At 58.2% G+C, this 23079-nt stretch carries 22 protein-coding genes and 3 pseudogenes; 7 read left to right on the top strand and 18 right to left on the bottom strand.

Features of this window, described 5'->3' with window-relative positions; translation table 11 throughout:
• Nucleotides 1-2: 2 nt before the first annotated feature.
• Both H3028_RS17105 and metH read right to left on the bottom strand, forming a co-directional pair.
• Nucleotides 3-335 carry a DUF5629 family protein gene (locus tag H3028_RS17105; protein WP_181298433.1) on the bottom strand — a complete coding sequence of 111 codons (333 nt, stop codon included), beginning with the start codon at nt 333-335 and terminating at the stop codon, nt 3-5.
• Between the two features lie 85 nt (nt 336-420).
• The gene (metH, locus tag H3028_RS17100) at nt 421-4113 is read right to left on the bottom strand and encodes a methionine synthase (RefSeq protein ID WP_181298432.1); all 3693 of its coding nucleotides are present in this window, start codon (nt 4111-4113) and stop codon (nt 421-423) included.
• Nucleotides 4114-4425: 312 nt separating this feature from the next.
• Between metH and nfuA the strand changes: the two genes are divergently transcribed.
• The 3 genes from nfuA to H3028_RS17085 all read left to right on the top strand — a co-directional run bounded on the left by nfuA (nt 4426) and on the right by H3028_RS17085 (nt 7090).
• Nucleotides 4426-5010, top strand: coding sequence for a Fe-S biogenesis protein NfuA (nfuA, locus tag H3028_RS17095; protein ID WP_181298431.1), 585 nt, complete (start codon nt 4426-4428; stop codon nt 5008-5010).
• Nucleotides 5011-5150: 140 nt separating this feature from the next.
• A complete protein-coding gene (locus tag H3028_RS17090) occupies nt 5151-6134 on the top strand; it encodes a response regulator (RefSeq protein ID WP_181298430.1) in 984 nt (327 codons plus the stop codon).
• 2 nt (nt 6135-6136) lie between these two features.
• Nucleotides 6137-7090, top strand: coding sequence for a sensor domain-containing diguanylate cyclase (locus tag H3028_RS17085; RefSeq protein WP_181298429.1), 954 nt, complete (start codon nt 6137-6139; stop codon nt 7088-7090).
• Nucleotides 7091-7099: 9 nt separating this feature from the next.
• On the opposite strand, the gene H3028_RS17080 is transcribed toward H3028_RS17085, so the two are convergent.
• The 8 genes and pseudogenes from H3028_RS17080 to H3028_RS21650 form a co-directional block, all read right to left on the bottom strand.
• Nucleotides 7100-8203: a DNA topoisomerase IB gene (locus tag H3028_RS17080; RefSeq protein ID WP_181298428.1), complete on the bottom strand. Its 1104-nt coding sequence runs from the start codon at nt 8201-8203 to the stop codon at nt 7100-7102.
• Between the two features lie 117 nt (nt 8204-8320).
• The gene (locus H3028_RS17075; RefSeq protein ID WP_168423712.1) at nt 8321-8485 is read right to left on the bottom strand and encodes a hypothetical protein; all 165 of its coding nucleotides are present in this window, start codon (nt 8483-8485) and stop codon (nt 8321-8323) included.
• 109 nt (nt 8486-8594) lie between these two features.
• Nucleotides 8595-9287 carry a DUF421 domain-containing protein gene (locus H3028_RS17070; protein WP_181298427.1) on the bottom strand — a complete coding sequence of 231 codons (693 nt, stop codon included), beginning with the start codon at nt 9285-9287 and terminating at the stop codon, nt 8595-8597.
• 25 nt (nt 9288-9312) lie between these two features.
• The gene (locus H3028_RS17065) at nt 9313-9600 is read right to left on the bottom strand and encodes a hypothetical protein (protein ID WP_181298426.1); all 288 of its coding nucleotides are present in this window, start codon (nt 9598-9600) and stop codon (nt 9313-9315) included.
• Between the two features lie 25 nt (nt 9601-9625).
• Complete coding sequence (locus H3028_RS17060) at nt 9626-9907, bottom strand: hypothetical protein (protein WP_181298425.1); 282 nt, start codon at nt 9905-9907, stop codon at nt 9626-9628.
• Nucleotides 9908-10059: 152 nt separating this feature from the next.
• Complete coding sequence (locus tag H3028_RS17055) at nt 10060-10329, bottom strand: hypothetical protein (RefSeq protein ID WP_168423708.1); 270 nt, start codon at nt 10327-10329, stop codon at nt 10060-10062.
• Between the two features lie 379 nt (nt 10330-10708).
• Nucleotides 10709-11296: pseudogene (locus H3028_RS21655) on the bottom strand (methyl-accepting chemotaxis protein); the annotation flags it as partial.
• A gap of 270 nt (nt 11297-11566) precedes the next feature.
• Nucleotides 11567-12253 (bottom strand): annotated as a pseudogene (locus H3028_RS21650) (cache domain-containing protein); the annotation flags it as partial.
• Nucleotides 12254-12629: 376 nt separating this feature from the next.
• Here H3028_RS21650 and H3028_RS17045 point away from each other — a divergent pair.
• The 3 genes from H3028_RS17045 to H3028_RS17035 all read left to right on the top strand — a co-directional run bounded on the left by H3028_RS17045 (nt 12630) and on the right by H3028_RS17035 (nt 15231).
• The gene (locus H3028_RS17045; RefSeq protein WP_181298423.1) at nt 12630-13460 is read left to right on the top strand and encodes an undecaprenyl-diphosphate phosphatase; all 831 of its coding nucleotides are present in this window, start codon (nt 12630-12632) and stop codon (nt 13458-13460) included.
• Nucleotides 13461-13494: 34 nt separating this feature from the next.
• Nucleotides 13495-14469, top strand: a complete 975-nt coding sequence (locus tag H3028_RS17040) for an alpha/beta fold hydrolase (RefSeq protein WP_181298422.1) — start codon at nt 13495-13497, stop codon at nt 14467-14469.
• 69 nt (nt 14470-14538) lie between these two features.
• Nucleotides 14539-15231, top strand: a complete 693-nt coding sequence (locus tag H3028_RS17035; RefSeq protein WP_181298421.1) for a DUF1294 domain-containing protein — start codon at nt 14539-14541, stop codon at nt 15229-15231.
• Between the two features lie 32 nt (nt 15232-15263).
• Here the strand turns inward: H3028_RS17035 and H3028_RS17030 are convergent, their stop codons facing one another.
• The gene (locus H3028_RS17030) at nt 15264-16151 is read right to left on the bottom strand and encodes a LysR substrate-binding domain-containing protein (protein ID WP_181298420.1); all 888 of its coding nucleotides are present in this window, start codon (nt 16149-16151) and stop codon (nt 15264-15266) included.
• Nucleotides 16152-16263: 112 nt separating this feature from the next.
• Here H3028_RS17030 and H3028_RS17025 point away from each other — a divergent pair, with 112 nt between their 5' ends.
• A complete protein-coding gene (locus H3028_RS17025; protein ID WP_181298419.1) occupies nt 16264-16872 on the top strand; it encodes an NAD(P)H-dependent oxidoreductase in 609 nt (202 codons plus the stop codon).
• Between the two features lie 61 nt (nt 16873-16933).
• Here the strand turns inward: H3028_RS17025 and H3028_RS17020 are convergent, their stop codons facing one another.
• From H3028_RS17020 to H3028_RS16995, 7 genes and pseudogenes are all read right to left on the bottom strand, one after another.
• The gene (locus H3028_RS17020; protein ID WP_181298418.1) at nt 16934-18520 is read right to left on the bottom strand and encodes an ABC-F family ATPase; all 1587 of its coding nucleotides are present in this window, start codon (nt 18518-18520) and stop codon (nt 16934-16936) included.
• Nucleotides 18521-18599: 79 nt separating this feature from the next.
• Nucleotides 18600-18771 (bottom strand): annotated as a pseudogene (locus H3028_RS21330) (site-specific integrase); the annotation flags it as partial.
• Between the two features lie 164 nt (nt 18772-18935).
• Nucleotides 18936-19364, bottom strand: coding sequence for a hypothetical protein (locus tag H3028_RS17015; RefSeq protein ID WP_181298417.1), 429 nt, complete (start codon nt 19362-19364; stop codon nt 18936-18938).
• Between the two features lie 164 nt (nt 19365-19528).
• Nucleotides 19529-20212, bottom strand: a complete 684-nt coding sequence (locus H3028_RS17010; RefSeq protein WP_181298416.1) for a haloacid dehalogenase type II — start codon at nt 20210-20212, stop codon at nt 19529-19531.
• Between the two features lie 24 nt (nt 20213-20236).
• A complete protein-coding gene (locus tag H3028_RS17005; RefSeq protein WP_181298415.1) occupies nt 20237-21142 on the bottom strand; it encodes a halocarboxylic acid dehydrogenase DehI family protein in 906 nt (301 codons plus the stop codon).
• Nucleotides 21129-22667, bottom strand: a complete 1539-nt coding sequence (locus tag H3028_RS17000; protein ID WP_181298414.1) for a cation acetate symporter — start codon at nt 22665-22667, stop codon at nt 21129-21131. The genes H3028_RS17005 and H3028_RS17000 overlap by 14 nt, the downstream gene beginning before the upstream one ends.
• The gene (locus tag H3028_RS16995) at nt 22664-23029 is read right to left on the bottom strand and encodes a DUF485 domain-containing protein (protein WP_181298413.1); all 366 of its coding nucleotides are present in this window, start codon (nt 23027-23029) and stop codon (nt 22664-22666) included. Before H3028_RS16995 ends, H3028_RS17000 begins: the two co-directional genes overlap by 4 nt.
• Nucleotides 23030-23079: the final 50 nt, after the last annotated feature.

Genomic DNA, 23079 nt, shown 5'->3' with positions numbered 1-23079 from the left:
GATCACTCGCCATCAGTGCTTGCGCTGGTTGCCCCGAGGCAGCGGATACGTGTCTGCGGGGAGCCCCCAAGGACCCAGTGCTGCTTGTCTTCTAGATACTGCGCTTCCATCACGCTGTTGTAGCTGAACGTCCAATGGCGCCGCTCGCGGCCGTCGATCGACTCGATGCGGACAACGATATCGTCGCTGGCGAATGGCTCACCCGCGATCGCAGCTGCCTCGGCGCGATCGAGCAGTTCGTCGTTGAGGGTGAATTGCCAGGCATGCAGGCCATCGACTTCGAGCATGTCGGCTGTTTCGAGTTCATCGAGCAGATAGCGGGTTTCGGTAGGCATGGTGTGCTCGCGTAAGGGGCGGGGATTGCTGGCAGGTCTGTATGGCCCGCAATACCTATACAAGTATCGAGGGCCATGCCTGGTCTCAGTTGTCGTAGCCGAGGTTAGGCATCAGCCAGCGTTCTGTCACGGCAAGGTCCTGCTCCTTGCGCTTGCTGTAGCTCTCGACTTGATCCTTATCAATCTTGCCGACGGCGAAGTACTGCGCCTTAGGGTGAGCGAAGTACCAGCCGCTGACGGCCGCTGTAGGAAACATAGCGTAATGCTCGGTCAGGGTGACCTGGCTGACGCCGTCGGCATCGAGCAGCCGGAACAGCGTACCTTTCTCGGTGTGATCTGGGCAGGCCGGGTAACCGGGGGCAGGGCGGATGCCCTTGTACTGCTCCTTGATCAGCTCTTCGTTACTCAGCTGCTCCTCTGGATCATAGCCCCACCATTGCTTGCGGACCTGCTGGTGCAGCCATTCGGCGCAGGCTTCGGCCAGCCGGTCAGCCAACGCCTTGACCATGATCGAGTTGTAGTCGTCGCCGGCATCCTGGTAGGCCTTCGCGACCTCTTCGGCGCCGATCCCAGCGGTGGTGATAAAGCCGCCTACGTAGTCAGTCACGCCGCTGTCCTTCGGCGCGACGAAATCGGCCAGCGAGAAATTCGGCTTGCCGTCGGTCTTCACCGTCTGCTGACGAAGATGATGGAGTGTCGCCAAGGCTTCGCCTCTGTCGCCATAAACCTGGATATCGTCTTCGTCGACCTGATTGGCCGGCCAGAAGCCAAACACTGCACGAGCCTTGATCAGCTTTTCATCGACCAGCTTGGTGAGCATCGCCTGAGCATCGTTGAACAGCGAGGTGGCGGCTTCGCCGACGATCTCGTCCTCAAGGATGCGCGGGTATTTGCCTGCCAGATCCCATGAAATGAAGAACGGCGTCCAGTCGATGTACTCGACCAGCGTGCGCAGATCGATATCTTCCAGCACCTTGCGACCGGTGAAGGTCGGTTTAATCGGTGAGTAGTCGCTCCAATCGAACTTGGGCTTGACGGCGACAGCTTCGGCGTATGTCAGACGCTCGGTACGAGCGCTGCGGTTGGCGGTGCGTTCGCGAATCATTGCGTACTCTTCGCGAATCTTCTGTGCAAAGACTGGCTTTAGCTCTTTCGACAGCAGCGTCGTGGCCACACCAACCGCGCGCGAGGCATCGGTGACGTAGACCACCGCATCGTTCTTATAGTGGGGATCGATTTTCACAGCCGTATGGGCCTTGGACGTAGTCGCACCGCCGATCATCAGCGGCAAGTGGAAGTCCTGTCGCTGCATCTCGCGGGCCACATGAACCATCTCGTCCAGCGACGGGGTGATCAGGCCGGACAGTCCGATGATGTCGCACTTCTCGGCGATAGCGGTCTGCAGGATCTTCTCGGCAGGCACCATGACGCCCATGTCAACGACGTCATAGCCATTGCAGCCGAGCACCACGCCGACGATGTTCTTGCCGATGTCATGCACGTCGCCCTTGACCGTTGCCATGAGAATCTTGCCCTTGGCTTCGGGCTTGTCGCCTTTTTCAGCTTCGATGAAGGGGATCAGATGCGCAACGGCCTGTTTCATCACCCGGGCGGACTTGACCACCTGAGGCAGGAACATCTTGCCCGATCCGAACAAATCACCGACTACGTTCATGCCCGACATCAGCGGCCCTTCGATGACCTCGATGGGCCGTGCACACTGCTGGCGGAACTCTTCGGTGTCTTGAACGATGTGAGTCGTGATGCCCTTGACCAGCGCATGCTCCAGTCGTTTTTCAACGGTATAGCCGCGCCATTCCTCGGTTTCCGCTTCCTTGACGCTGCCGTCGCCCTTGAATTCGTCGGCGATCGCCAGCAGGGCTTCGGTGCCATTGGGCGTGCGGTTGAGCACAACGTCCTCGACGGCATCGCGCAGCTTCTTCGGGATCTCGTCGTAAATTTCCAGCTGTCCGGCGTTGACGATGCCCATCGTCAGTCCGTTCTGGATCGCGTAGTACAGGAAGACCGAGTGGATCGCCTCGCGCACCGGGTTGTTGCCGCGGAACGAGAACGACACGTTTGACACGCCGCCCGAGGTCAGCGCATAGGGGAGGTGGTCGCGGATATAGGCGCAGGCTTCGATGAAGTCGACGGCGTAGTTGTTGTGCTCATCGATACCGGTGGCGACCGCAAAGATGTTCGGGTCAAAGATGATGTCTTCCGGCGAGAAGCCGACCTCGTTGACCAGGATGTCGTAGGAACGCTGACAGATCTCACGCTTGCGCGCGGCGGTGTCGGCCTGGCCGGCCTCGTCGAAGGCCATCACCACCACGGCGGCGCCGTAGCGCTTGCACAGGCGGGCGTGATGCTTGAACGCCTCGACGCCTTCCTTCATGGAGATCGAATTGACGATGCCCTTGCCCTGGATGCACTTGAGCCCGGCTTCGATCACTTCCCATTTAGAGGAGTCGATCATGATCGGTACGCGGGAAATGTCCGGTTCGCCTGCAATCAGATTGAGGAAGGTCACCATGGCCTTCTTCGAATCCAACATGCCCTCATCCATGTTGATGTCGATCACCTGAGCGCCGGCTTCCACCTGTTGCAGGGCGACTTCCAAGGCTTCGGTGTAATTATCTTCGCGAATCAGACGGGCAAAACGGGCAGAGCCGGTGATGTTGGTCCGCTCGCCAACGTTGACGAACAGGGAGCTGCGATCAATGGTGAAAGGCTCCAGGCCCGACAGTCGACAGGCTTTTGGAATATCCGGGATGGCACGCGGCGCATATTTGGCCACGGCCTTGGCGATCGCCTCGATGTGGGCAGGGGTCGTGCCGCAGCAGCCGCCAACAATGTTGAGGAACCCGCTGGCAGCGAAATCCTCAACGACGGAGGCCATTTCCTCCGGACTCTCATCGTACTCGCCGAAGGCATTCGGCAAGCCAGCATTCGGGTGGGCCGAGACATGGGTTTCGGCCTTGTTCGACAACTCTTCTAGATAAGGGCGTAGCTCTTTTGCGCCCAGCGCGCAATTGAGCCCGACAGAGATGGGTTTGGCGTGACGTACCGAGTTCCAGAAGGCCTCGGTAGTCTGCCCGGACAACGTGCGGCCGGAAGCGTCGGTGATGGTGCCGGAAATCATGATCGGCAGCTCGAAACCGATCTCCTCGAATACCTCCTGCACCGCAAAGATCGCGGCCTTCGCATTGAGTGTGTCGAAGATTGTCTCGATGAGAATCAGGTCCGAGCCGCCCTCGATCAGGCCGCGAGTGGCTTCGGTGTAGTTTTCCACCAGTTCGTCGAAGGTGACGTTGCGGTAGCCGGGGTTGTTCACGTCGGGCGACAGCGAGCAGGTACGGCTGGTCGGGCCGAGTACGCCGGCAACGAAGCGCGGGCGATCCGGCGTTTCGGCTGTCTTTGCATCGGCGGCCTCACGGGCGAGGCGGGCGCCTTCGACGTTCAGTTCGTAGACCAGCTCCTCCATGCCGTAATCGGCCTGGGAAACGCGAGTGGCGTTGAAGGTGTTTGTCTCGACGATGTCGGCGCCGGCGTCGAAGTACGCCTTTTCGATGGCGCTTATGGCGTCCGGGCGGGTGAGGATCAACAGGTCGTTATTACCCTTCAGATCCTGCGGCCAGTCGGCGAAGCGCTCGCCGCGGTAATCGGACTCCTCCAGTTTGTAACTCTGGATCATGGTGCCCATGCCGCCGTCGAGAATCAGGATGCGCTCCTTGAGGGCCTGCTGGAGAGCCTGGAGACGGGCGTTTCGGTCGAGCATGGGAACTACCTGAAGCTGATTGCGAGAACGGGGAATGATAGCAAAGCTGCATGCTTTTTGATCACTGTGCGCTTTGCATGAATTCCCTTCATGTTAATAAGCCGTCAGAAGGCGTTAGAAAGGCAGTGATGTCACGCGGTCCCGGGCTGCGTGCTGCCTGATCACGGTCTCGGTACAGAGATGCGGCAGCCGAGACTGAACCTCCTCTTGTATCAGCGAGACCGCGATATTGCTATCTCCTACTAAAATACTGGGACTTTATCCGGCGCGGTGGTTGGCGTACACTGCCCTCCATGTCTGAGAGGAGTTCCCATGAGCGCCATTACCATTACCGAAGCTGCACACGATTACCTGGCCGATCTGCTTGAAAAGCAGAACACCACAGGCATCGGCATCCGGGTCTTCATTACTCAGCCCGGCACGCCTTACGCTGAAACCTGCATCGCCTATTGCAAGCCTGGCGAAGAAAAGCCGGATGACATCGCAATCGCACTGAAGAGCTTTACCGCGTGGATCGATGGCGTCAGCGAACCCTTTCTGGAAGATGCGCTAGTGGATTACGCCACCGACCGCATGGGCGGTCAGTTGACCATCAAGGCACCGAACGCCAAGGTGCCGATGGTCAACGAGGACAGCCCGCTGAACGAGCGTATCAACTACTACCTGCAGACCGAGATCAACCCGGGGCTCGCCAGCCACGGTGGCCAGGTCACGCTGATCGATGTAGTCGATGAAGGTGTGGCGGTGCTCCAGTTCGGTGGCGGTTGCCAAGGCTGTGGCCAGGCCGACGTCACGCTCAAGGAAGGTATCGAAAAAACGCTGCTGGAAAGAATTCCCGAGCTCAAGGGGGTGCGTGACGTGACCGACCACACCAATCGGGATAACGCCTACTACTAGGCTGTAACAGCCCAAGCGATGGCTGTTTCAGCCAATCATGGGCAAAATGCCACTATTCTTTTCATAGCACCACCACGGCGCTCGCTCGCTGAGATAAGCTGTCCAGGTCCCCGAGACCTGGCTAGCTGAGCGAGCGCTGCATGTCTGCCGTTTCCCTGTTGATTTGCGATGATTCGAGCCTGGCGCGCAAGCAATTGCTGCGTGCGCTGCCTGCTGCTTGGCCGTTGGATATCTCGCAAGCGGCAAGCGGTCGTGAGGCGCTGGATAAGGTTCGTGCAGGCAGCATTGATGTCCTCTTGCTCGATCTGACCATGCCCGATATGGACGGCTATCAGGTGCTTGCCGCGCTCCGCGACGAACATCTCGATTGCAAAGTCGTGGTCATCTCGGCGGATGTCCAAGAAGAGGCTGTACGCCGCGTGCTGGAGCTGGGTGCGCAGGCATTCATTCGCAAACCAGCCGATCCGGTGCATCTGCAACAAACCCTGGCTGGACTCGGGGTGGTCGGAGATGAATTGCCGGTACTCGGTGAGAGAAAAGCGGGAGCCATCCCTTTTCGCGACACCTTTCGCGAGGTGGTGAATGTCGCGATGGGTCGTGCGGCGGCGCTGCTTGCAAAAGTGCTCGGGGTTTTCGTTCAGTTGCCCATTCCCAGCGTGAACATCCTTGAGGTCGGTGAGTTGCACATGGCACTTGCCGATGTGGCCCAAGGCGATAAGTTGACTGCGGTTTGCCAGGGGTATATCGGCGGTGGTATTGCCGGCGAGGCGCTGCTGATCTTTCACGATTCGGAAGTGGCAGATATGGCGCGTCTGATGCGCGCCGACGACTACCTTGAGCTTGAAATGCTACTCGATTTGTCGAGTCTGCTGATCAGTGCGTGCCTCAGCGGTATCGCCGACCAGATCGATGTGGTTTTCTCTCAGGGGCATCCGCAGTTGCTTGGTCAGCATGCTTCGATCGACGAGCTTATCCGGCTCAACCGCCAGCGTTGGAAGAATACGCTCGCGGTGGAGATCAGCTACAGCCTGGAGGGGCACGATGTTCATTTCGATTTATTGTTGCTGTTCACCGAAGACTCGGTTGAGCTGCTGTCTCGCAAACTCGCCCACCTGATGAGCTGAGCATGTCCGACTCGATCAATCTGAGCGAACTTCACTGGCTGCTGGCAATCGTCCAGAGCATCGACGTCGGTGTGGTGGTGCTCGATCGCGAATACCGCATCAATGTGTGGAACACCTTCATGGAAAACCGCTCCGGGCGGTTGCCCGACGATGTGCGAGCGAAATCCTTTTTCGAGCTGTTCCCTGAAGTAGACGAGCACTGGTTCCGGCGTAAGGTGGAAAGCGTCGCGACGCTGGGCACGCCATCGTTCACCATCTGGGAGCAGCGCCCCTACTTGTTGCGTTTCAAGAATTACCAGCCGATCACAGGGCTGGAAGATTTCATGTACCAGAACACCACGCTAATGCCATTGAAAGGGCTCAGTGGCGGCATCGAGCAGATCTGTTTGATCATCTACGACGTGACCGATGTGGCCACCAATCGCCTTCAGCTGCAGGCGGCGAATCAGGAGCTGCAACGGCTGTCCAGCACGGATCGCCTGACGGGGCTGTTCAACCGAGGCCATTGGGAGGAAATGTTGCGTCAGGATTATGCCCGGCACCGTCGTTACGACCGCAACGCGGCGCTGGTGATGTTCGATATAGATCACTTCAAGAAGATCAACGACAGCTACGGTCATCAGGCGGGCGATGCCGTGATCCAGCAGACCGCCGAACTCATACGCCAAAGTATGCGCGATGCCGACATCGCGGGCCGTTATGGCGGCGAGGAGTTCGTCGTGTTGCTGCCGGATACGGAAAGCGAGGGTGCGGTTACATTCGCCGAGAGGCTGCGCCAATCTATCGAAGCGCACGAGGTCGTCCATGACGGGCAGGCTATTCGTTTTACCGTCAGTCTCGGCATTGCCGACCTAAGCCAACCCACCAGTGGTTATGCACAACTCATCGAGCGGGCCGACACTGCCCTTTATCAGTCGAAGTCTGCCGGTCGCAACCAGGTTTCGTTGTATCGTTAGTTGGCCGTGTCACGCGCAACCGCGCGCGGTCAGAAAGTTCAGCAAGGTGACTTCCTCGCTGCTCATCCACTTGCGCTTTCTCGCCTTGGGCAGCTGCGCGAGCTCGCCCGAAGCAAAGGCCTCCAGGACGTCGGGATGGACGTAGCACTGGCGGCATACGGCCGGGGTGTTGCCAAGCTGGCGGGACACTTCCTTAATCGTTTCGGCTAGGTTGTGGCGGGCCGCGGCGTCCGGTTTCCATACACACTTGCGCAGATACTCCAATGCCAGCGCGCTGCCCGCCCAAGTGCGGTAGTCCTTAGCGGTAAAGTCGCCGCCGGTCATCTGTTGAATGAACTGATTCACGTCGTTGGAGCTCACCGGATGACGTACACCGTCTTCGTCCAGATACTGGAAAAGGTGCTGCCCGGGGAGCTCCATACAGCGACGCATGATGCGCGCGAGACGCTGGTTCCGTAGGGTGACATGATGCTCTACGCCGCTTTTACCGCGAAATTGAAATCGGATCGCGGCACCTTGCACGGCTACGTGGCGGGTCCGTAGCGTGGTCAGGCCATAGGAACGGTTTTCACGCGCATAACGCGAATTGCCGACACGAATCAGGGTCGACTCCAGCAGCTGTACGACTAGTGCCATGACTTTCTCCCGCGGCATTCCGCGCAGGGCCAAGTGCTGTTCCATCCGTGCGCGCAACCGGGGCAAGGCAGCGCCAAATGCCAGGATGCGCTCATATTTATTGCTGTCACGAATCTCGCGCCAACGGGGGTGATAGCGATACTGCTTGCGGCCGCGTGCATCGCGCCCGGTGGCCTGCATATGGCCTTGTGGGTCGGGGCATATCCAGACATCTCTGTACGCCGGGGGGATGGCCAGCTTGTTGATGCGCGTGACCTCTGCGGCATCCCGAATGCGCTCTCCCGTTGGCAGGAAGTAAGCGAACTTGCCCCTCAGTACCCGGCGCCTGATGCCAGGACTGCTGTCATCGACGTAGTGCAGGTCGACTGGCAGAGGCGGGCAGAGCGCCGTGCCCGTATCGGGTTGCTCGTCCGCTGGCACCGGACGTACACCTTCCGCCAAACCGAGAGACGTCTCACTGCTCTGATCAACCAGCATTCGAAACTCCTTTCTTAACGTCGTTCCGGCGCTGGGCAATATGGTCAGGCCACGGTCCTTCTGGCCAGTGACCGCCCAGCGAGAGCCGGCGGCACATGAGGCTGGCTGCGTATGCGATCAGCTTTCCTTTTCTTCACTATTGCGCATCAACAACCGAATCGCGGCTACCAGCTCATCAATCGCTTCGCGATAAATCGCCGGATCTGCGCTTGTCTCAGCATGGTCAGCGTGCTTTCGTGCGGTTTCGAGATGTTCATTTATCGAGGAATAGTCGCCTAGCATAAGTGTGCTCCTGAATCGCGAGTGAAAAGCGCAGTCGCGCGGAAGGGTCCCGTCGCGGTGCCTGTCCCTATAAGGGACCGATGCAAGCGGAGGGGGTTCGCGCCGCATATCAGCGCAAGCGAGGGTTGGTCAACGCAAGGGCCCATTGCTCGTTGCTGCAGCGTGGGCAGACCGCCGACTGCTGCCCCTCGATGATTTGCGGATATCCGCAGCGCGTGCATGCATAAAGACCGCTGGCCGGTACCTGCCGGTACATGGATCGATACTCCCGCGGCAGCACCGAGAGCCCGGGGCGTATCGATTCGGCGTCTTGGAAGAAGAGGCTGACATCTCCGTCGGTTTCGAGAATGCCCAGGCGGACCTGACCCAGATGTTCGACGCCTTGCTGGCGCAACTCCATGAAGAACTCGTCAGAGGAAATGTTCAGCTGTTCAAGGCTGTTCAGCTCGTACAGACCATTCTTGATGATGGTCACCGGTTTGCCTTCCATCCAATTGGAGAACCGCTCGCTGCATGTCATGGCCCACACCGTCGCCCGATAGAGCAGCAATAGGGTGACGAACACCGCCGCTATCGGTAGCAGCGGTACATCTTCATAGAAGGATACGTCACCGGCTGCGGACCCCAGAGTCAGAATCACCACCAGCTCGAACAACGACAGTTGTCGAACCCCTCGACGCCCGCTGATTTTCAGAAACAGAAACACCGCAGCAAAGGCGAACAGTGCGCGTAGCGCCACCTCGGCCAAGAACAACAGCGGAAAGTCATTCAACAGCATTCGCTGCCAATCGAAAGCGGTCACGCTGGTTCCTCTCAGCCGAGCCCGATCATCCGTTGGTGCCCGGCTGCGAAGGCATGGACCATGCGCCCAGCGGTACGCCATCCTTGCTGAGCTGCAGCCGCGCGTTTTCCAGCAGCCCGGCAAGGTGAACGGGATCGGTATATTGGGAGCGAGCGATATGAGGAATCGACAATATTTCGTCTCCAGCAGCGTCGACCACCCTCAGTGAAAAGCTGGCGTCCTCGTTATCGGCCATGGCGGTCGCATGGCAGGGCAGAAAGGCCATTTCGCTGATGCGCATGGCTTCATTGAGTGCAAGGCGTTGACTGGTCATGGTCATGCTCCGGTGTGGCGTTTGTTCATTCTGCGGAGGCGACATCGAACACAAGGTCTATCCCGTCGCCACTGCCGTCCCCGACGACTGAGCCTTGCACGGGTCGATGCGTCACTTTTCGGCCTACGTAGAACTCACTCAACCGTCGGTGTGCCACTTCGCAGACATGGGTGATCAACCCGGTGAACTGAGCATCGCGCGGGATGATGAATTTCAACGTGATGCAATGGCCCTCAGGACCCTCCGGCAGGTTGGCCAGTCCACTGCTATGCCACTGATCGTTGACGTAGGCTTCTGCACCTTTCATTGCTCACTCCTCTTGATTCACTTATTGCTGGGACCGTGAAACAAGCGAATGGATCAGTTGAATAAGCGGGACCCGGTGTGCCGCGGTGCGTCCGTACAACGAAAAAGGCCCGGTGTTTAAACATCCGGGCCTTTGGTAATCGGGGCGGGTATTTATTCCGGCATATGCCAGGGAGCGAGGTTAACGCCCTGGCGGCTCAGGTCGGCGCGCGCCTGTTCCAGGGACTCGCCGAGTTTGACCGGGTCGGAATAGACACTGCTGGACAGCTTGCAACGGCCGACGGCGCGCGATTCGCTGCGATCTACGACGGTGATGCTGAGTTCGCCATTGCCTTCGAGTAGCGTCCAGGCGACGCACTGGAACGGCTTGAATGCACGATCAGTAATGAGAAGGGCGTCGTTGAAACGAAGGGGGCTATTCATGGGGCATGTCTCTCTGTGTGATAACCAAGATCGGATTGGAGCCTGCCGCCAGGCTGCCGGCGTTGGCCTTACATATCCATTGATGTACACAGAGGACTGATAAGTCACATTGAGAGTTCGTGGTTGAGGAAAATTTTTGCAATTAGCCGAAAGTATAGGCTTAGTTCTACGCAGCGTTTCCAGATTAACCTGCCGTTGAAGCCTCGGTTTAGCTGGGTTACAGCACGTTTGAGGTTGTCTTGGTGTCGGCGTTCTTCATCGCTTGGGCTGCTTCGGTGTGATGAAAAGCCCGCAATCAGTTAAACCAGATAGACGGTCAGCTCCCGTTGGGAGACTGACCATCTGTATACAAAAGCAGGTCGGTATTGGCGCTTAGCGGTCAGACCTTGAACTGCTTCAGCAGGCGGTTCAGCTGCTCGGCCAGCTCGCCGAGCTCTTTGCCTGCCGCGCTTGATTGCTCGGCGGCCTGGGTACTTTCCTGTGCCAGCCCCGCGGCTTGAGTGACGTTCTGATTGATGTCCTCGACCACGTGCGTCTGTTGCAACGTTGCGCTGGCGATCGAGGCGTTAAGGCCAGACAGATTGCGCAGAGCCTGCGCGATCTGGTCGAGGCTCTGTCCGGCCTGGCTGGCCTGTTCGACCGTAGCCTGAGAGGCTCGACTGCTTTCCATGATGACGGTGACGGCAGCGCCTGAATTTTTCTGCAGGCGATCGATCATCGTGTGGATTTCTGCGGTTGAGGTCTGGGTGCGCTGCGCCAGCAGACGGACCTCGTCAGCTACGACGGCGAAGCCGCGGCCTTGCTCGCCAGCGCGAGCAGCCTCGATCGCAGCGTTCAGCGCGAGGAGGTTGGTCTGATCAGCGATCGATCCGATGACTTCGAGAACCGAACCAATCTTGGTGGTTTCGTCGGCTAGAGATTGAATCACCCCAACCGCTTCGTTGATGGTGGTGGACAGCTGGTCGATCTGCTGAAGGCTGGCTTTGATATTGCGCTGACCCTGGCTGGCCTGCTTTTCCGCATCACCGACTTCGTTCGAGGCATGCTCGGCATTCTTCGCCACTTCCTGCACGGCGTAGGTGACTTCGTTCACCGCGGTGGCGACCAGTTCCATTTGCTGTGATTGCTGCTGGCTTTGCTTGTGCGCCTGACTGGCCAGTCCGCCCAGCGAGTTGGACGATTTTTCCAGCGAGCCGGACGTCTCGAACAGCTGCGCCATGACAGTGCGGAGCTTCTGAATAAACATATTGAAGTCGCGACTCAGGGTCGTCAGCTCATCGTTCCCCGACACGTCAAGGCTGCGCGTAAGGTCGGCTTCGCCGCTCGCTATGTTGGCCATGGCTTGCATCGAATGGCGCAGCGGCTGGGTAATGCTGCGGATGAGGATCGCGACCAGCAACGCCATCAGGACGGCGATGGCCAGGCCGATGGTGGAGAAGCGAACCACATAGTTCTGGAACTCCGCCTCGACGTCGTCGACGTAGATGCCCGAGCCGATGATCCAGCCCCAGGGCTTGAACAGCTCGACGTAGGAGATCTTCGGGACGGGGTTTTTCTCTCCCGGCTTCGCCCACTCGTAATCCACCAGGCCGGCACCATGAAGTCGTGCAACCTTGACCATCTCGTTGAACAGCGCCTTGCCGTTCGGGTCCTTGGTCTGGGAGAGATCCTTACCTTCGAGTTCGGGCTTCATAGGATGCATGAGCATCGTCGGGTTCATGTCGTTGATCCAGAAATAGTCGTTCTGCCCGTAACGGAGCAGCCGAATCTGGTCCATTGCGGCCTTCTGCGCTTGCGCAGTGCTCAGAGAACCATTTGCCTCGAGCTGCTGGTAGTAGCCAAGAACGCCGGTTGCCGTCTCGACGATGTTCTGGGTCATGACCTGCTTGCCCTTGTACAGGTCGATCCGCACTTGTTGAACCATCAACAGGCCGAGAACAAAGAGCATGGCGACAGCGACCATAGGGATCAGCCAGAGGCGCTTACTGATTGGGAAATTTCGCAGCAGATTCATTGGGTTGTAAGCTCCTGTTGAGACTTTGTCTTGTTTATTATTGTGTCGGCGGCTCTGGGTGGAGCATGGCGCCATGATTCGCCTTGATCACTTGCGCTGTGGCAGCAGACGTTTTGCTGGGCCGTCGGACAGCTTTTCGGCATCAGCGGAAAAAAGATGAGGGCTGTCGTCAACTCATTGAATTTAATTGTCAGAAGCAGGTCAGAACAGCGCCTGCAGTGGCTATCTGACATATACCTTTGTTGCATATTCAAGTGCGGTGGTTTGCGCCGCTATTGGGGATTAGATGGATTTTTGGATCGCCTTCCAGGCGTTGCTTCTAGGCGTGGTCGAGGGCATTACGGAATTCCTGCCGATCTCCAGCACCGGGCATCAGATCATCGTTGCCGATCTAATCGGTTTCGGCGGAGAGCGAGCGCTGGCCTTCAACATCATCATTCAGCTGGGCGCTATCCTGGCGGTGGTCTGGGAATATCGCTGCAAGATTATCGATGTAGTGATCGGGCTTCCCAAGGAGCAACAGGCGCAAAAGTTCACGGCTAACCTGGTGGTGGCATTCTTACCAGCCGTCGTCCTAGGTGTGACCTTTGCGGATCTGATTCACGAATACCTGTTCAACCCGATCACCGTGGCAGCGGCTTTGGTCATCGGCGGCGTGGTTATGCTCTGGGCGGAAAAACGCCAACATGACGTTCAGGCCGAAACCGTCGACGACATGCGCTGGACTCATGCGCTCAAGGTAGGCTTCGCGCAATGCCTGGCACTCATCCCCGGAACATCCCGTTCCGGCGCTACCATCATTGGCGGATTGCTGTTCGGTCTTTCCCGCAAGGCGGCCACAGAGTTTTCCTTCTTCCTGGCGATGCCGACCATGGTCGGTGCCGCGGTCTATTCGGGCTACAAATACCGTGACCTGTTCCAGCCGGGCGACTTTCCGGTTTTCGCGATCGGGTTCGTCACTTCGTTCATTTTCGCAATGCTGGCAGTACGCGCCTTGTTGAAATTTATAGGCAACCATAGCTATGCGGCATTTGCCTGGTACCGGATCATCTTCGGCATCATCATTCTGGCCACCTGGCAGTTCAGCCTGATTGACTGGAGTACCGCTGCTGGCTGAACGCACCAAAGGCAGATAGCTGAAGGAGCGCTCCGTGCACGCATACGAACATCAACTGCTTTCAGTCAATGGCATCACCCTCAGCGTTTATTGTGCCGGACCGACGCAGGGCCCTGTGGTTTGGTTGGTTCATGGGTTTCCAGAAAGCTGGTACTCATGGCGCCGCCAAATACAGGCATTGGCCGATGCAGGCTACCGCGCGATGGTTCCGGAGATGCGCGGCTATGGCCAGACCACCGCACCGAGCGATGTCGCCAGCTACGATCTGATAACCGTCTGCGCAGATATCCAGGCAGCGATGGATCTGCTCGGGCAGCGTTCTGTGGCAGTGGTGGGTCATGATTGGGGCGCACCGGTTGCCTGGCATCTGGCCCTGCTCGAGCCGGAGCGAGTCAAGGCGGTGGGTGCCATGGCCGTTCCGTATGGTGGACGGCCAAAAAAGCCTGCCATCGAGATCATCCGCAGCCACTACGCCGAACGCTTCAACTACATCCTCTATTTCCAGGAGCCAGGCATTGCCGAGGCCGAGCTGGATCAGGATGTCCGACGGACCTTGCGGATGATGATGCACAACACATCAGCAGCGGTCCCTAAGGGCTTTTTTCTACAGGAAAAGCCTGCTGGGAGCTCGCTCTATCTAGGCATGCAGGACCCGGGCTCGCCCCCGGCCTGGTGCGGCCCGGAAGCCTTTACCGTTTACGTGCGTACCTTCGAGGGGCGCGGATTTCACGGTGCGCTCAACTGGTACCGCAATTTCGAGCGTAACTGGGAGCGGACTGCGCCACTGTCCGAGCGCAAGGTCGAACAGCCGGCGCTGTTCCTGCTGGGTGACAAGGATCCAGTCGGTACGCTCGAAGCGCATACGTTGCAGAAGATGCCTGCCTGGGTTCCTGACCTGGAGCAGCACGTGCTCGGCAATTGCGGCCATTGGGTACAGAGCGAGCAGCCGGAGCAAGTCAACAGACTGCTGTTGGACTTTCTAGATCGCCGGTATCTGCCGTCCCGATAGCGGAGGAGCGGCTCCCCGCTAGCGAGCAAAGGCATTAAAATCCCCGGTTTTGCCACCGGCCTAGCTGTCATGGAACTACGCGGTCAGCTGAAAAGCTGGAACGATAAAAAGGGGTTCGGCTTTATCCGGCCGGAGCAGGGCGGTGAAGACATCTTCGCTCACATCTCGGCCATGCGTGGTCCTCGCCGACCGATGCAGGGCGACCGCGTGTTGTACCTGCGCGAGCGTGACAAAGGCGGACGCTTGCACGCCACGCATATTCGTCTGGATGCCCCGCTGTCGCTCGACGAACCAGCCACTCGCGGTAAGCCGGCTACACCAACGTATCAGTCAGCGAGACCCACCAAGCCCGAGCTCCGAAATCGGCATAAAGGGGCGACTCGACAGCCTGTATTTAGATTGGTGGGTTTGATCCTGCTCTGTGTCCTGCCGACGCTCGGTACTCTTCGATTGGCGGAACAGGACCACTATTGGCCGGTTCTTGCTTACCTAGTGGGGAGTCTGGTGGCCTTTGGGTTGTATCTGCATGACAAACGCAGCGCGCTGCGCAGTGGTTGGCGTACGCCGGAGGCCCGCTTGCATCTGATTGAGTTATTCGGCGGCTGGCCAGGTGCATTACTGGCGCAGCAACTGCTACGGCACAAGACTCGCAAGTTCTCGTTCCAATTGGTGTTCTGGCTGATTGTCATGGCGCACCAGATGATGTGGCTGGATTACCTGTACCTCCAACGTTTGGAGGTGCTGATACAGCTGCCGGTTTAAGTGAAGGGATGCGTTTCGACAGGCGTAACGCGTTAATCCTGACCGAAAACTTTCACGAGATGATCTATCCAGGCGCGAACTGCAGGCAGCATTCCGCGCCGATGAAGATATGCAATCTGCAAATAGCCGCCTGGTAACGTCCAGCCTGGTAAAACACGAATTAGCTGGCCGCTTGCCAGTTCGTCTTCGCAGTAACCACGCGGCAACAAGGTCAAGCCGAGCCCCGCCAGCGCCGAGGCCTTTCGAACGCCGAAGTCATCGACAACAAGCCGTGGCTCCAGCGCGACCTCACGGACTTCACCATCGTCGTTGAAGAGCCGGTAGCGCACCTTGCGGTCCGCATCTGGTGCGCCTAGCGCAGGGAGCTTTGCCAAGTCTTCGGGGTGATTGATGAGCTGCTCGCCAAGCAGACTGGGCGAGCAAACGAGATAGGCGATGGCCGGCTGCAGACGACGGACGATCAGCGAAGGATCCTCATCATCTGCGGTACGAACCCGCAAGGCGACGTCAATGCCCTCGTTGACCAGATCCACGCGCCGGTTGGTCACGATGGTTTCAAGCGTCACCAGCGGATAGGCCATAAGAAAACCCGCTACCACGTCGGAGAATCCAGCCACCGCTACGGGGCAGGAAACACGCACGCGCCCTCTGGGTTCGCTGATAAGGCTTGCCACGACTTCGTCTGCCTGTTCCGCTTCAAGCAGCATCGCCTGACAGTGGCGATAGTAGCGATCGCCAACTTCGGTCACTGCCAGCTTTCGCGTGGTGCGCTGAAGCAATCGCGCACCGAGGCGCTCTTCAAGCTCTGCGATTCGCCGTGACAGCCGTGATTTGGGGATGCCGAGCTGGCGACCGGCTGCGGCAAACCCACCGGCTTCGACCACCTTGGCGAAGTAAAAAAGGTCGTTGAGGTCTTGCATGGTTGTATCGTCCTATGTGCAGGACAAACTATCGCATTTTTGCTGACTAATCATTGATTGGATTCATCGGTAGGCTTTCTCCATCGAAACGAACCTGCGACGGAGACTTGATATGAACGTACTGCACCTTGACTCGAGCATCCTCGGCGACGCCTCGGCTTCGCGTCAGCTCACCCACGCCGTCGCGACCGCCGTGCGGGCTGCCGAGCCGGAAAGCATCTTGCGCTATCGTGATCTCGCCGCTGAAGAACTGACCCACCTATCCGGGGCGAGCCTGGCTGCGGCCGGCACTCCCGACGAGCTGCGCGACGCCGCGCAGCGTCAAGCAGCCGCATTGGCAGAAGCAACGTTGAACGAATTTCTCGCGGCGGATCTGCTGATCATCGGCGCGCCAATGTACAACTTCAGCGTGCCCAGTCAGCTCAAGGCGTGGATCGATCGTATCGCCGTGGCAGGCAAGACCTTCCGCTACGGCCCCAACGGCGCGGAAGGCTTGGCTGGCGGCAAGCGCGTCATTCTCGTTTCAACCGCCGGAGGTATGCACGCCGATCAGCCCACCGGTGTCGCCCACGAGGGCTACTTGAGGTTGGTGCTGGGCTTTCTCGGCATCACCGATATCGAGATCGTCCGGGCTCATGGTCTCGCCATGGGTGGTGATGCACGCGAAACGGCGATGACAGCTGCACAGCAGGCAATCGAGGAGCTGTTCGAAGCCGCCTGACGTAAACGGTTCATGCAAAACGCCCCGCACTGAAGGGGCGTTTTTTTATTGCCGGCAACCCTCAGATCACACCGAGGCTTCGCAGATAGTCGTCGTAGGTGCCGCTGAAGTCGGTCACGCCTGAATCCGATAGCTCGATGATGCGCGTCGCCAGCGAGCCGACGAACTCCCGGTCATGGCTGACGAAGATCAAGGTGCCTGGATAGTTTTCCAACGCGAGGTTCAACGCCTCGATAGATTCCATGTCCAGGTGGTTGGTGGGCTCATCCATCACCAGAACGTTGGGTTTTTTCAGAATCAGCTTGCCGAACAGCATGCGGCCCTGTTCACCACCAGAAATCACCCGAACGGATTTGAGAATTTCATCGTTGGAGAACAACATGCGACCCAGCGTGCCACGCACGACTTGTTCGCCACCCTGGGTCCACTGACCCATCCAGTCGAACAGCGACACGTCATCTTCGAAGTCGTCGGCATGGTCCTGCGCGTAGTAGCCAAGATCCGCACTTTCGGTCCATTTCACCGAGCCTGCATCCGGTTGCAGTTCACCGACCAGGGTGCGTAACAGCGTTGTTTTGCCGATGCCGTTCGGCCCGATGATGGCGACCCGCTCACCGGCCTCGACCGTGAAGCTGAAATTCTTGAACAGCGTCTTGCCATCGAAGGCCTTGGCCATGTTCTCCACGGTCACTGCCTGGCGATGCAGTTTCTTGGTCTGCTCGAAGCGGATGAACGGGCTGACGCGGCTCGAGGGTTTGACTTCGGCCAGCTGAATCTTGTCGATCTGCTTGGCGCGGGAGGTTGCCTGCTTGGCTTTCGAGGCGTTGGCCGAGAAGCGGCTGACGAAGGTCTGTAGTTCGGCGATCTGCGCCTTCTTCTTGGCGTTGTCGGCCAGCAGCTGCTCACGCGATTGGGTGGCCGCTGTCATGTACTCATCGTAGTTGCCTGGGAACAGCCGCAGCTCACCGTAATCGAGATCGGCCATGTGTGTGCACACGCTGTTCAGGAAGTGCCGGTCGTGGGAAATGATGATCATGGTGCTGTTACGCGCCGTGAGAATGTTTTCCAGCCAGCGGATGGTGTTGATATCCAGGTGGTTGGTCGGCTCGTCGAGCAGCAACACTTCGGGATCGGAGAACAGCGCCTGAGCCAGCAGCACCCGCAGTTTCCAACCCGGCGCCACTTCGCTCATCGGGCCGAAGTGTTGTTCCAGCGGAATACCCAGACCCAGCAGCAATTCGCCGGCACGGGATTCGGCGGTGTAGCCGTCCATCTCGGCGAATTCTGTCTCCAGCTCGGCGACCGCCATGCCATCCTCTTCGCTCATTTCCGGCAGCGAGTAGATGCGCTCGCGCTCGGCCTTGACCTTCCAGAGCTCCTCATGACCCATGATCACTGTGTCGATGACGTTGAAATCTTCGTAGGCGAACTGGTCCTGGCGCAGCTTACCCAGGCGTACATTGGGTTCGAGCATGACCTGGCCGGCAGAAGGTTCCAGATCGCCGCCAAGAATTTTCATGAAGGTCGACTTGCCGCAGCCGTTGGCGCCGATCAAGCCGTAGCGATTGCCGTTGCCGAACTTGACAGAGACGTTTTCGAAAAGCGGCTTGGCGCCGAACTGCATGGTGATGTTAGCTGTAGAAATCAAGAAGCTCTATCTCGTGGGTTTCAGAGTATTAGGTTTCGGCCTGGGGCGTTTTTGGGGGCGAACATTTGCTCATCTCCGCTCAGACATCCTCGCCATCGATCCAGCGGGTATACCGAGACAGCAAAATCTGTATCGAATGGCCGAGCTGTTTGGCGATGAAGGAGGGGCATTCCCACCAACAGGCACATGGTTGCGTAAGTGTGGCGCGCATTGTACGGAGGACGGTACCGAATACCCAGTGCCTTAAGGCTTCATGGTCTTGGTTCGCTCAGCGATTTTTGCCCGAGGTCGCACCAAAGGAGGCAAGACCGATTGCCCTGGCAAGGCCGAGACGCCGATCGCTATAGAACGAGTTGTAGCAGCAGCGCCTGATAGGGCTTCCGGCTGGAATCAATACAGGGCGACCGCCACGCGATCATGAATCGATGGGGTCGGAATGATCGATACCGAGTCTTCCCGACTTGATGCGATCGTTTAGTTGCTTCGCACCGATGACGCACAGGCAAAAAATCCCACAGGCCAATGAGGCTGCTAAGGTTTCACCCGCCGTCGGAAACGCGATGATCCAAAAACCGTGGCCCTTAGCGGTCCCGGCGAAGCTGGATGCGCAAAACGGCATGAAAAAGAAGCGGAATACCTGCCAGCGGCCAAGACCGATCGGCCTGGACGGGAAGCCCGTTGAGCTGAAAAGCATGCCGAAGCCCATCAGCAGCCCGATCCCGAGCGAGGTTAACCACAACGCGGGGGAGGAATCGAAATACAGCACAATTGCAATGCTGTACCAAATTAGATAGCACCAAAGCACCGCGCGCCCAAACGAAAGTCGGCAAAAGTAACCGTACATGCGTGACCACCGATATATGGGTTCGCTACTGGTGCGGTCCGAGCCAGGTCTGATGCCCCGGCCCGAGTCGTACACCCTGTTTGCCCGCATCGTTGAAGATCAACCGCTTCGCGATATCGTCCCCAGCGGAGACACGGGTTGCCTTCCAGCGTCTGTGTGAAGGCTTAGCCGAGGGAGCTGAGCAACCAGTCCGCCATTTCGGTCAGGTTGCGCACCGTGTGCGTCGGCTTTGCATCCAGTTCATCAAACGCGCCGTTTTGCCGATTGATCCAGCAGACCGGGAAACCAAAGTTGCTGGCTGCACTCGCATCCCAGGCGTTGGATGACACGAAGAGGATGTTTTCCTTTGGAAACCCCATGCGCTTCTCCGCAAGGCTATAGACGCGGCTATCAGGTTTGAATACCTGCACTTCCTCGACGCTGATCAGCTGATCGAACGCCCAGCTCATCTGCGAGTTGGTCACGACTTGCTCGATCGAACCATGAGAACCGTTGGAAATGATGCCGAGCGGCAGACCGGCGGCCTTCAAGCGGCGCAGCGCGTCAGGAGTATCGGAGTAGGGGTTGAGATGCAGATAGGCGTCACTGAGGCGTTGGTGGGTTTCATTGTCAAGCGGCAGACCCAGCTGCGCGCAGGTAAAGCGCAAGGCATCCTCCGTTGCTTTCTCGAAATTCACGTAACGGCCCATCAAGCTCCTGAGCCAGGTGTATTCCAATTGCTTTTGCCGCCAGAGGCGAGAAATAGCGTCGCCTTGGCCCGGATACACTTCCTCACAGGCTTGCACCACGGAATGCACGTCGTAGAGCGTTCCATACAAATCAAAAACGATACCCTGGATGTTTTTCATTGGTTATTTCCTTTGGATAAATGCTTATTTCAGCGCCTGTTGCTTGAAATACGTGACGTTTAGAACCAGTCCCGAGAGCAACCATTGAAACAGGCTGATTACCTGGATGAGTTCATCGACCTGCGCTTCGCTGAGGCCCGCCTGCAGCGCATCGTTCCTGCTCATTCGGTAAGCAGTCGGCAAGCCATCGAGCGCCGCTAGTGCCTGCGAATGGATCTGGTATCGGGCGGCCTGGTAGGCCCGCGTATCAATGGAGGGTTTCAGCGCGCCCCATGCCTGATCCAGGTAGCTCGGCCAGCGAGCCATGGCCTTGTAGTCGCTGTTCACGAAAGGCAGTTGCAGGGTGTCCTTGATGTCGCCATAGATTTGCGAGAGGGCGCCAATCGCGTGGTGCTCCTCGACCATTACAGGAATTGGGTCGATCTGGCGGATCGGTGAGCGCGGGAATTGGCATCGCGCATCGCTTGCCGTGCCCCCGAACGTGCTACCGCTCACCAGGCCTTCCTTGATCGCAGTGGCGAACATCAAATATTTCGGATTGCCGTAATCGAAGATATCCAGCACGGTCCGAATCTGATCTATCTCACGCGGCGAATAGCCTATCTCTAGCAGCCGACCTGTCTGGCCTTCGATAACAAAGGACTGCCCAATGAGCTCCCAGGACCGGATCCGTATGTCATCACTGGCACGCTCAAAAAAATGCGTTTTCGCCGACGGCGCGAAGCGTCGCCATGCTTCTGCAAAGAAGGGCCGGTAGTAAGCGACCGCCTGCGTGATGACCCCGACCCAGGGAACGCCGAACGTGGCCTTCAGGTCCCGGTAGATTTCGCTCAGTTCTTGATCCGCGCGGTGTTCCGGAACCGGGCGGATGGTTGCCTCGCAGATGGGCCGCGGCAGTTGAAGATGGATGGATTTCTCAGGCAGGTTCATTTTGAGTCCTCACACCGGTATGGGCTTTGAAAAGCACCTCGTCGTAACGCTGTTCGTTGGCGATATCCCGACCACCCAGCCAGGTGCCCACGAACGCGCCGAGAAAGCCGAGCGGCATGCTGAGAATTGTTGGATTGACGATGGGAAATATCGCGTCCTTACCCATGAAGGCTGGACCGATATAGGCGAGGCCTAAGGCCGAGATACCGCCCACCGCCACGCCACCGATCACACCAGCAGTGTTGAAGCGACGCCAGAACAGCGACAACAGGATGATGGGGAAATTGGCCGATGCCGCGATCGCGATCGCCAGGATTACCAGGACGGCGACATTCAGACCCTCGGCAAGCAAGCCAAAGCCAATCGCAAGGGCTCCCACCGCAAGCGTGGAAAGCTTGGCAACGCGCACCTGCCCGGCCTCGCTTACCTGGCCCTTCTTGATCACATTGACGTACAGATCGTGGGCGATGGTTCCAGACGTTGCCAGCGTAAGTCCCGCGACTACTGCCAATATCGTCGCGAATGCTACCGCACAGACCACCGCCAGGAAGATCTCGCCCCCGAGGGTTCCCGCGCCGCCTCCCAAGTACTGGGCCAGTAGCGGCAGTGCGAGATTGCCGCCTTTATCGACCGCGCGGATCTGGTCCTGACCGACGAAGATTGCCGAAGCCAGACCGATCAAGGTCGTCACGACGAAGAAGCTGCCCGCCAGAAACATCAGCCAGATGACAGACTTGCGTGCGGTTTTCGCGTCGGGCACGGTGAAGAACCGCGTCATGATGTGAGGCAGGCCTGCGGTGCCGACAATCAGGCTCAGGGCCAGTGAAAAGGTATCCAGCGGATGCTTGAGGTAGTTGCCGGGCGCAAGCATCTGCGCGCCGTATTGATCTTCCACGGCAGAAAACAGGTTCAACGGATTGAAACCGACCTTTGCCAACAGCCACACGACGATTACCGCCGCAGTGGAAAGCAACAGCACGGCCTTGATGATCTGCACCCAGGTGGTGGCAATCATGCCGCCGAAGCGCACATAGACGACCATACCGATCCCAACGAATACCACTGCGGTCGAATAGGGGATGCCGAGCAACAGCTTCATCAGCACTCCGGCACCGGCCATCTGCGGGATCATATAAGCCAGGTTTACGACAGTCGTTCCGATCACCGCAGCCAGCCGGGCCTCTGGCCGGCGCATCCGGTAGGCGATCACGTCGCCCAGGGTGAACCGCCCGGTGTTGCGAATGGGCTCGGCAATCACCATGAGGATCAGCAAGAAGGCTGCGAGCGCGGAAACCGCATAAAGCGAGCCGTCCATTCCATACAAGGCAGTCAGACCCGTGAATCCGAGAAACGCAGCGGCGCTCATCCAGTCACCGGCGAGCGCAAAGCCGTTTTCCTTCGCGGAGAGGTTGCCGCCTGCGGCATAAAACTCGCTTGCCGTATTGGTTCGTTTGGCCGCCCAGTAGGTCACTACCAGGGTCAACGCCAGGATGATGAAGAAGATAACCAGCGTCAGTACCTTCATGGTTCTTTCCTCTTCTCGTCATGCTCGATGACCAGTTTGGTTTTGGCATCGAATGGCCCGTTGGCGGCACGAACGTAGAGAAGCGCTCCTGCCCAGCAAATAAAGTACGCCAAGAGAATCAAACTGAACCCAACGTTCAACGGACCGACCAGCTTGATGGTCATGAACTCCTTGGCATAGCCCGCCAGGAGCGTCATCACTGTGAAAAAGCCAAGGGTGACGAACAGCAGCGGACCGATGATTCGCTTTTTTGTCTGTATGAGATTCTGAAAGTGCGCCGACCTGCATGGTGAGCAAGGTCTCTGCTCGTACCTTTCAGGGATGGCTGCCTCGTGTTCGGAAACCACTAGCTTTGCCGTCATATCCGTTCTCCCGCCGTTTTTCGGCATTATTGTTTTTTAACCGCGCTTGA

It is taken from the genome of Pseudomonas sp. Q2-TVG4-2, assembly GCF_013620795.1.
Classification (GTDB): Bacteria; Pseudomonadota; Gammaproteobacteria; order Pseudomonadales; family Pseudomonadaceae; genus Stutzerimonas.
Note: the sequence above shows the minus strand (reverse complement) of the source record. Positions and strands in the feature narration are given on the sequence as shown.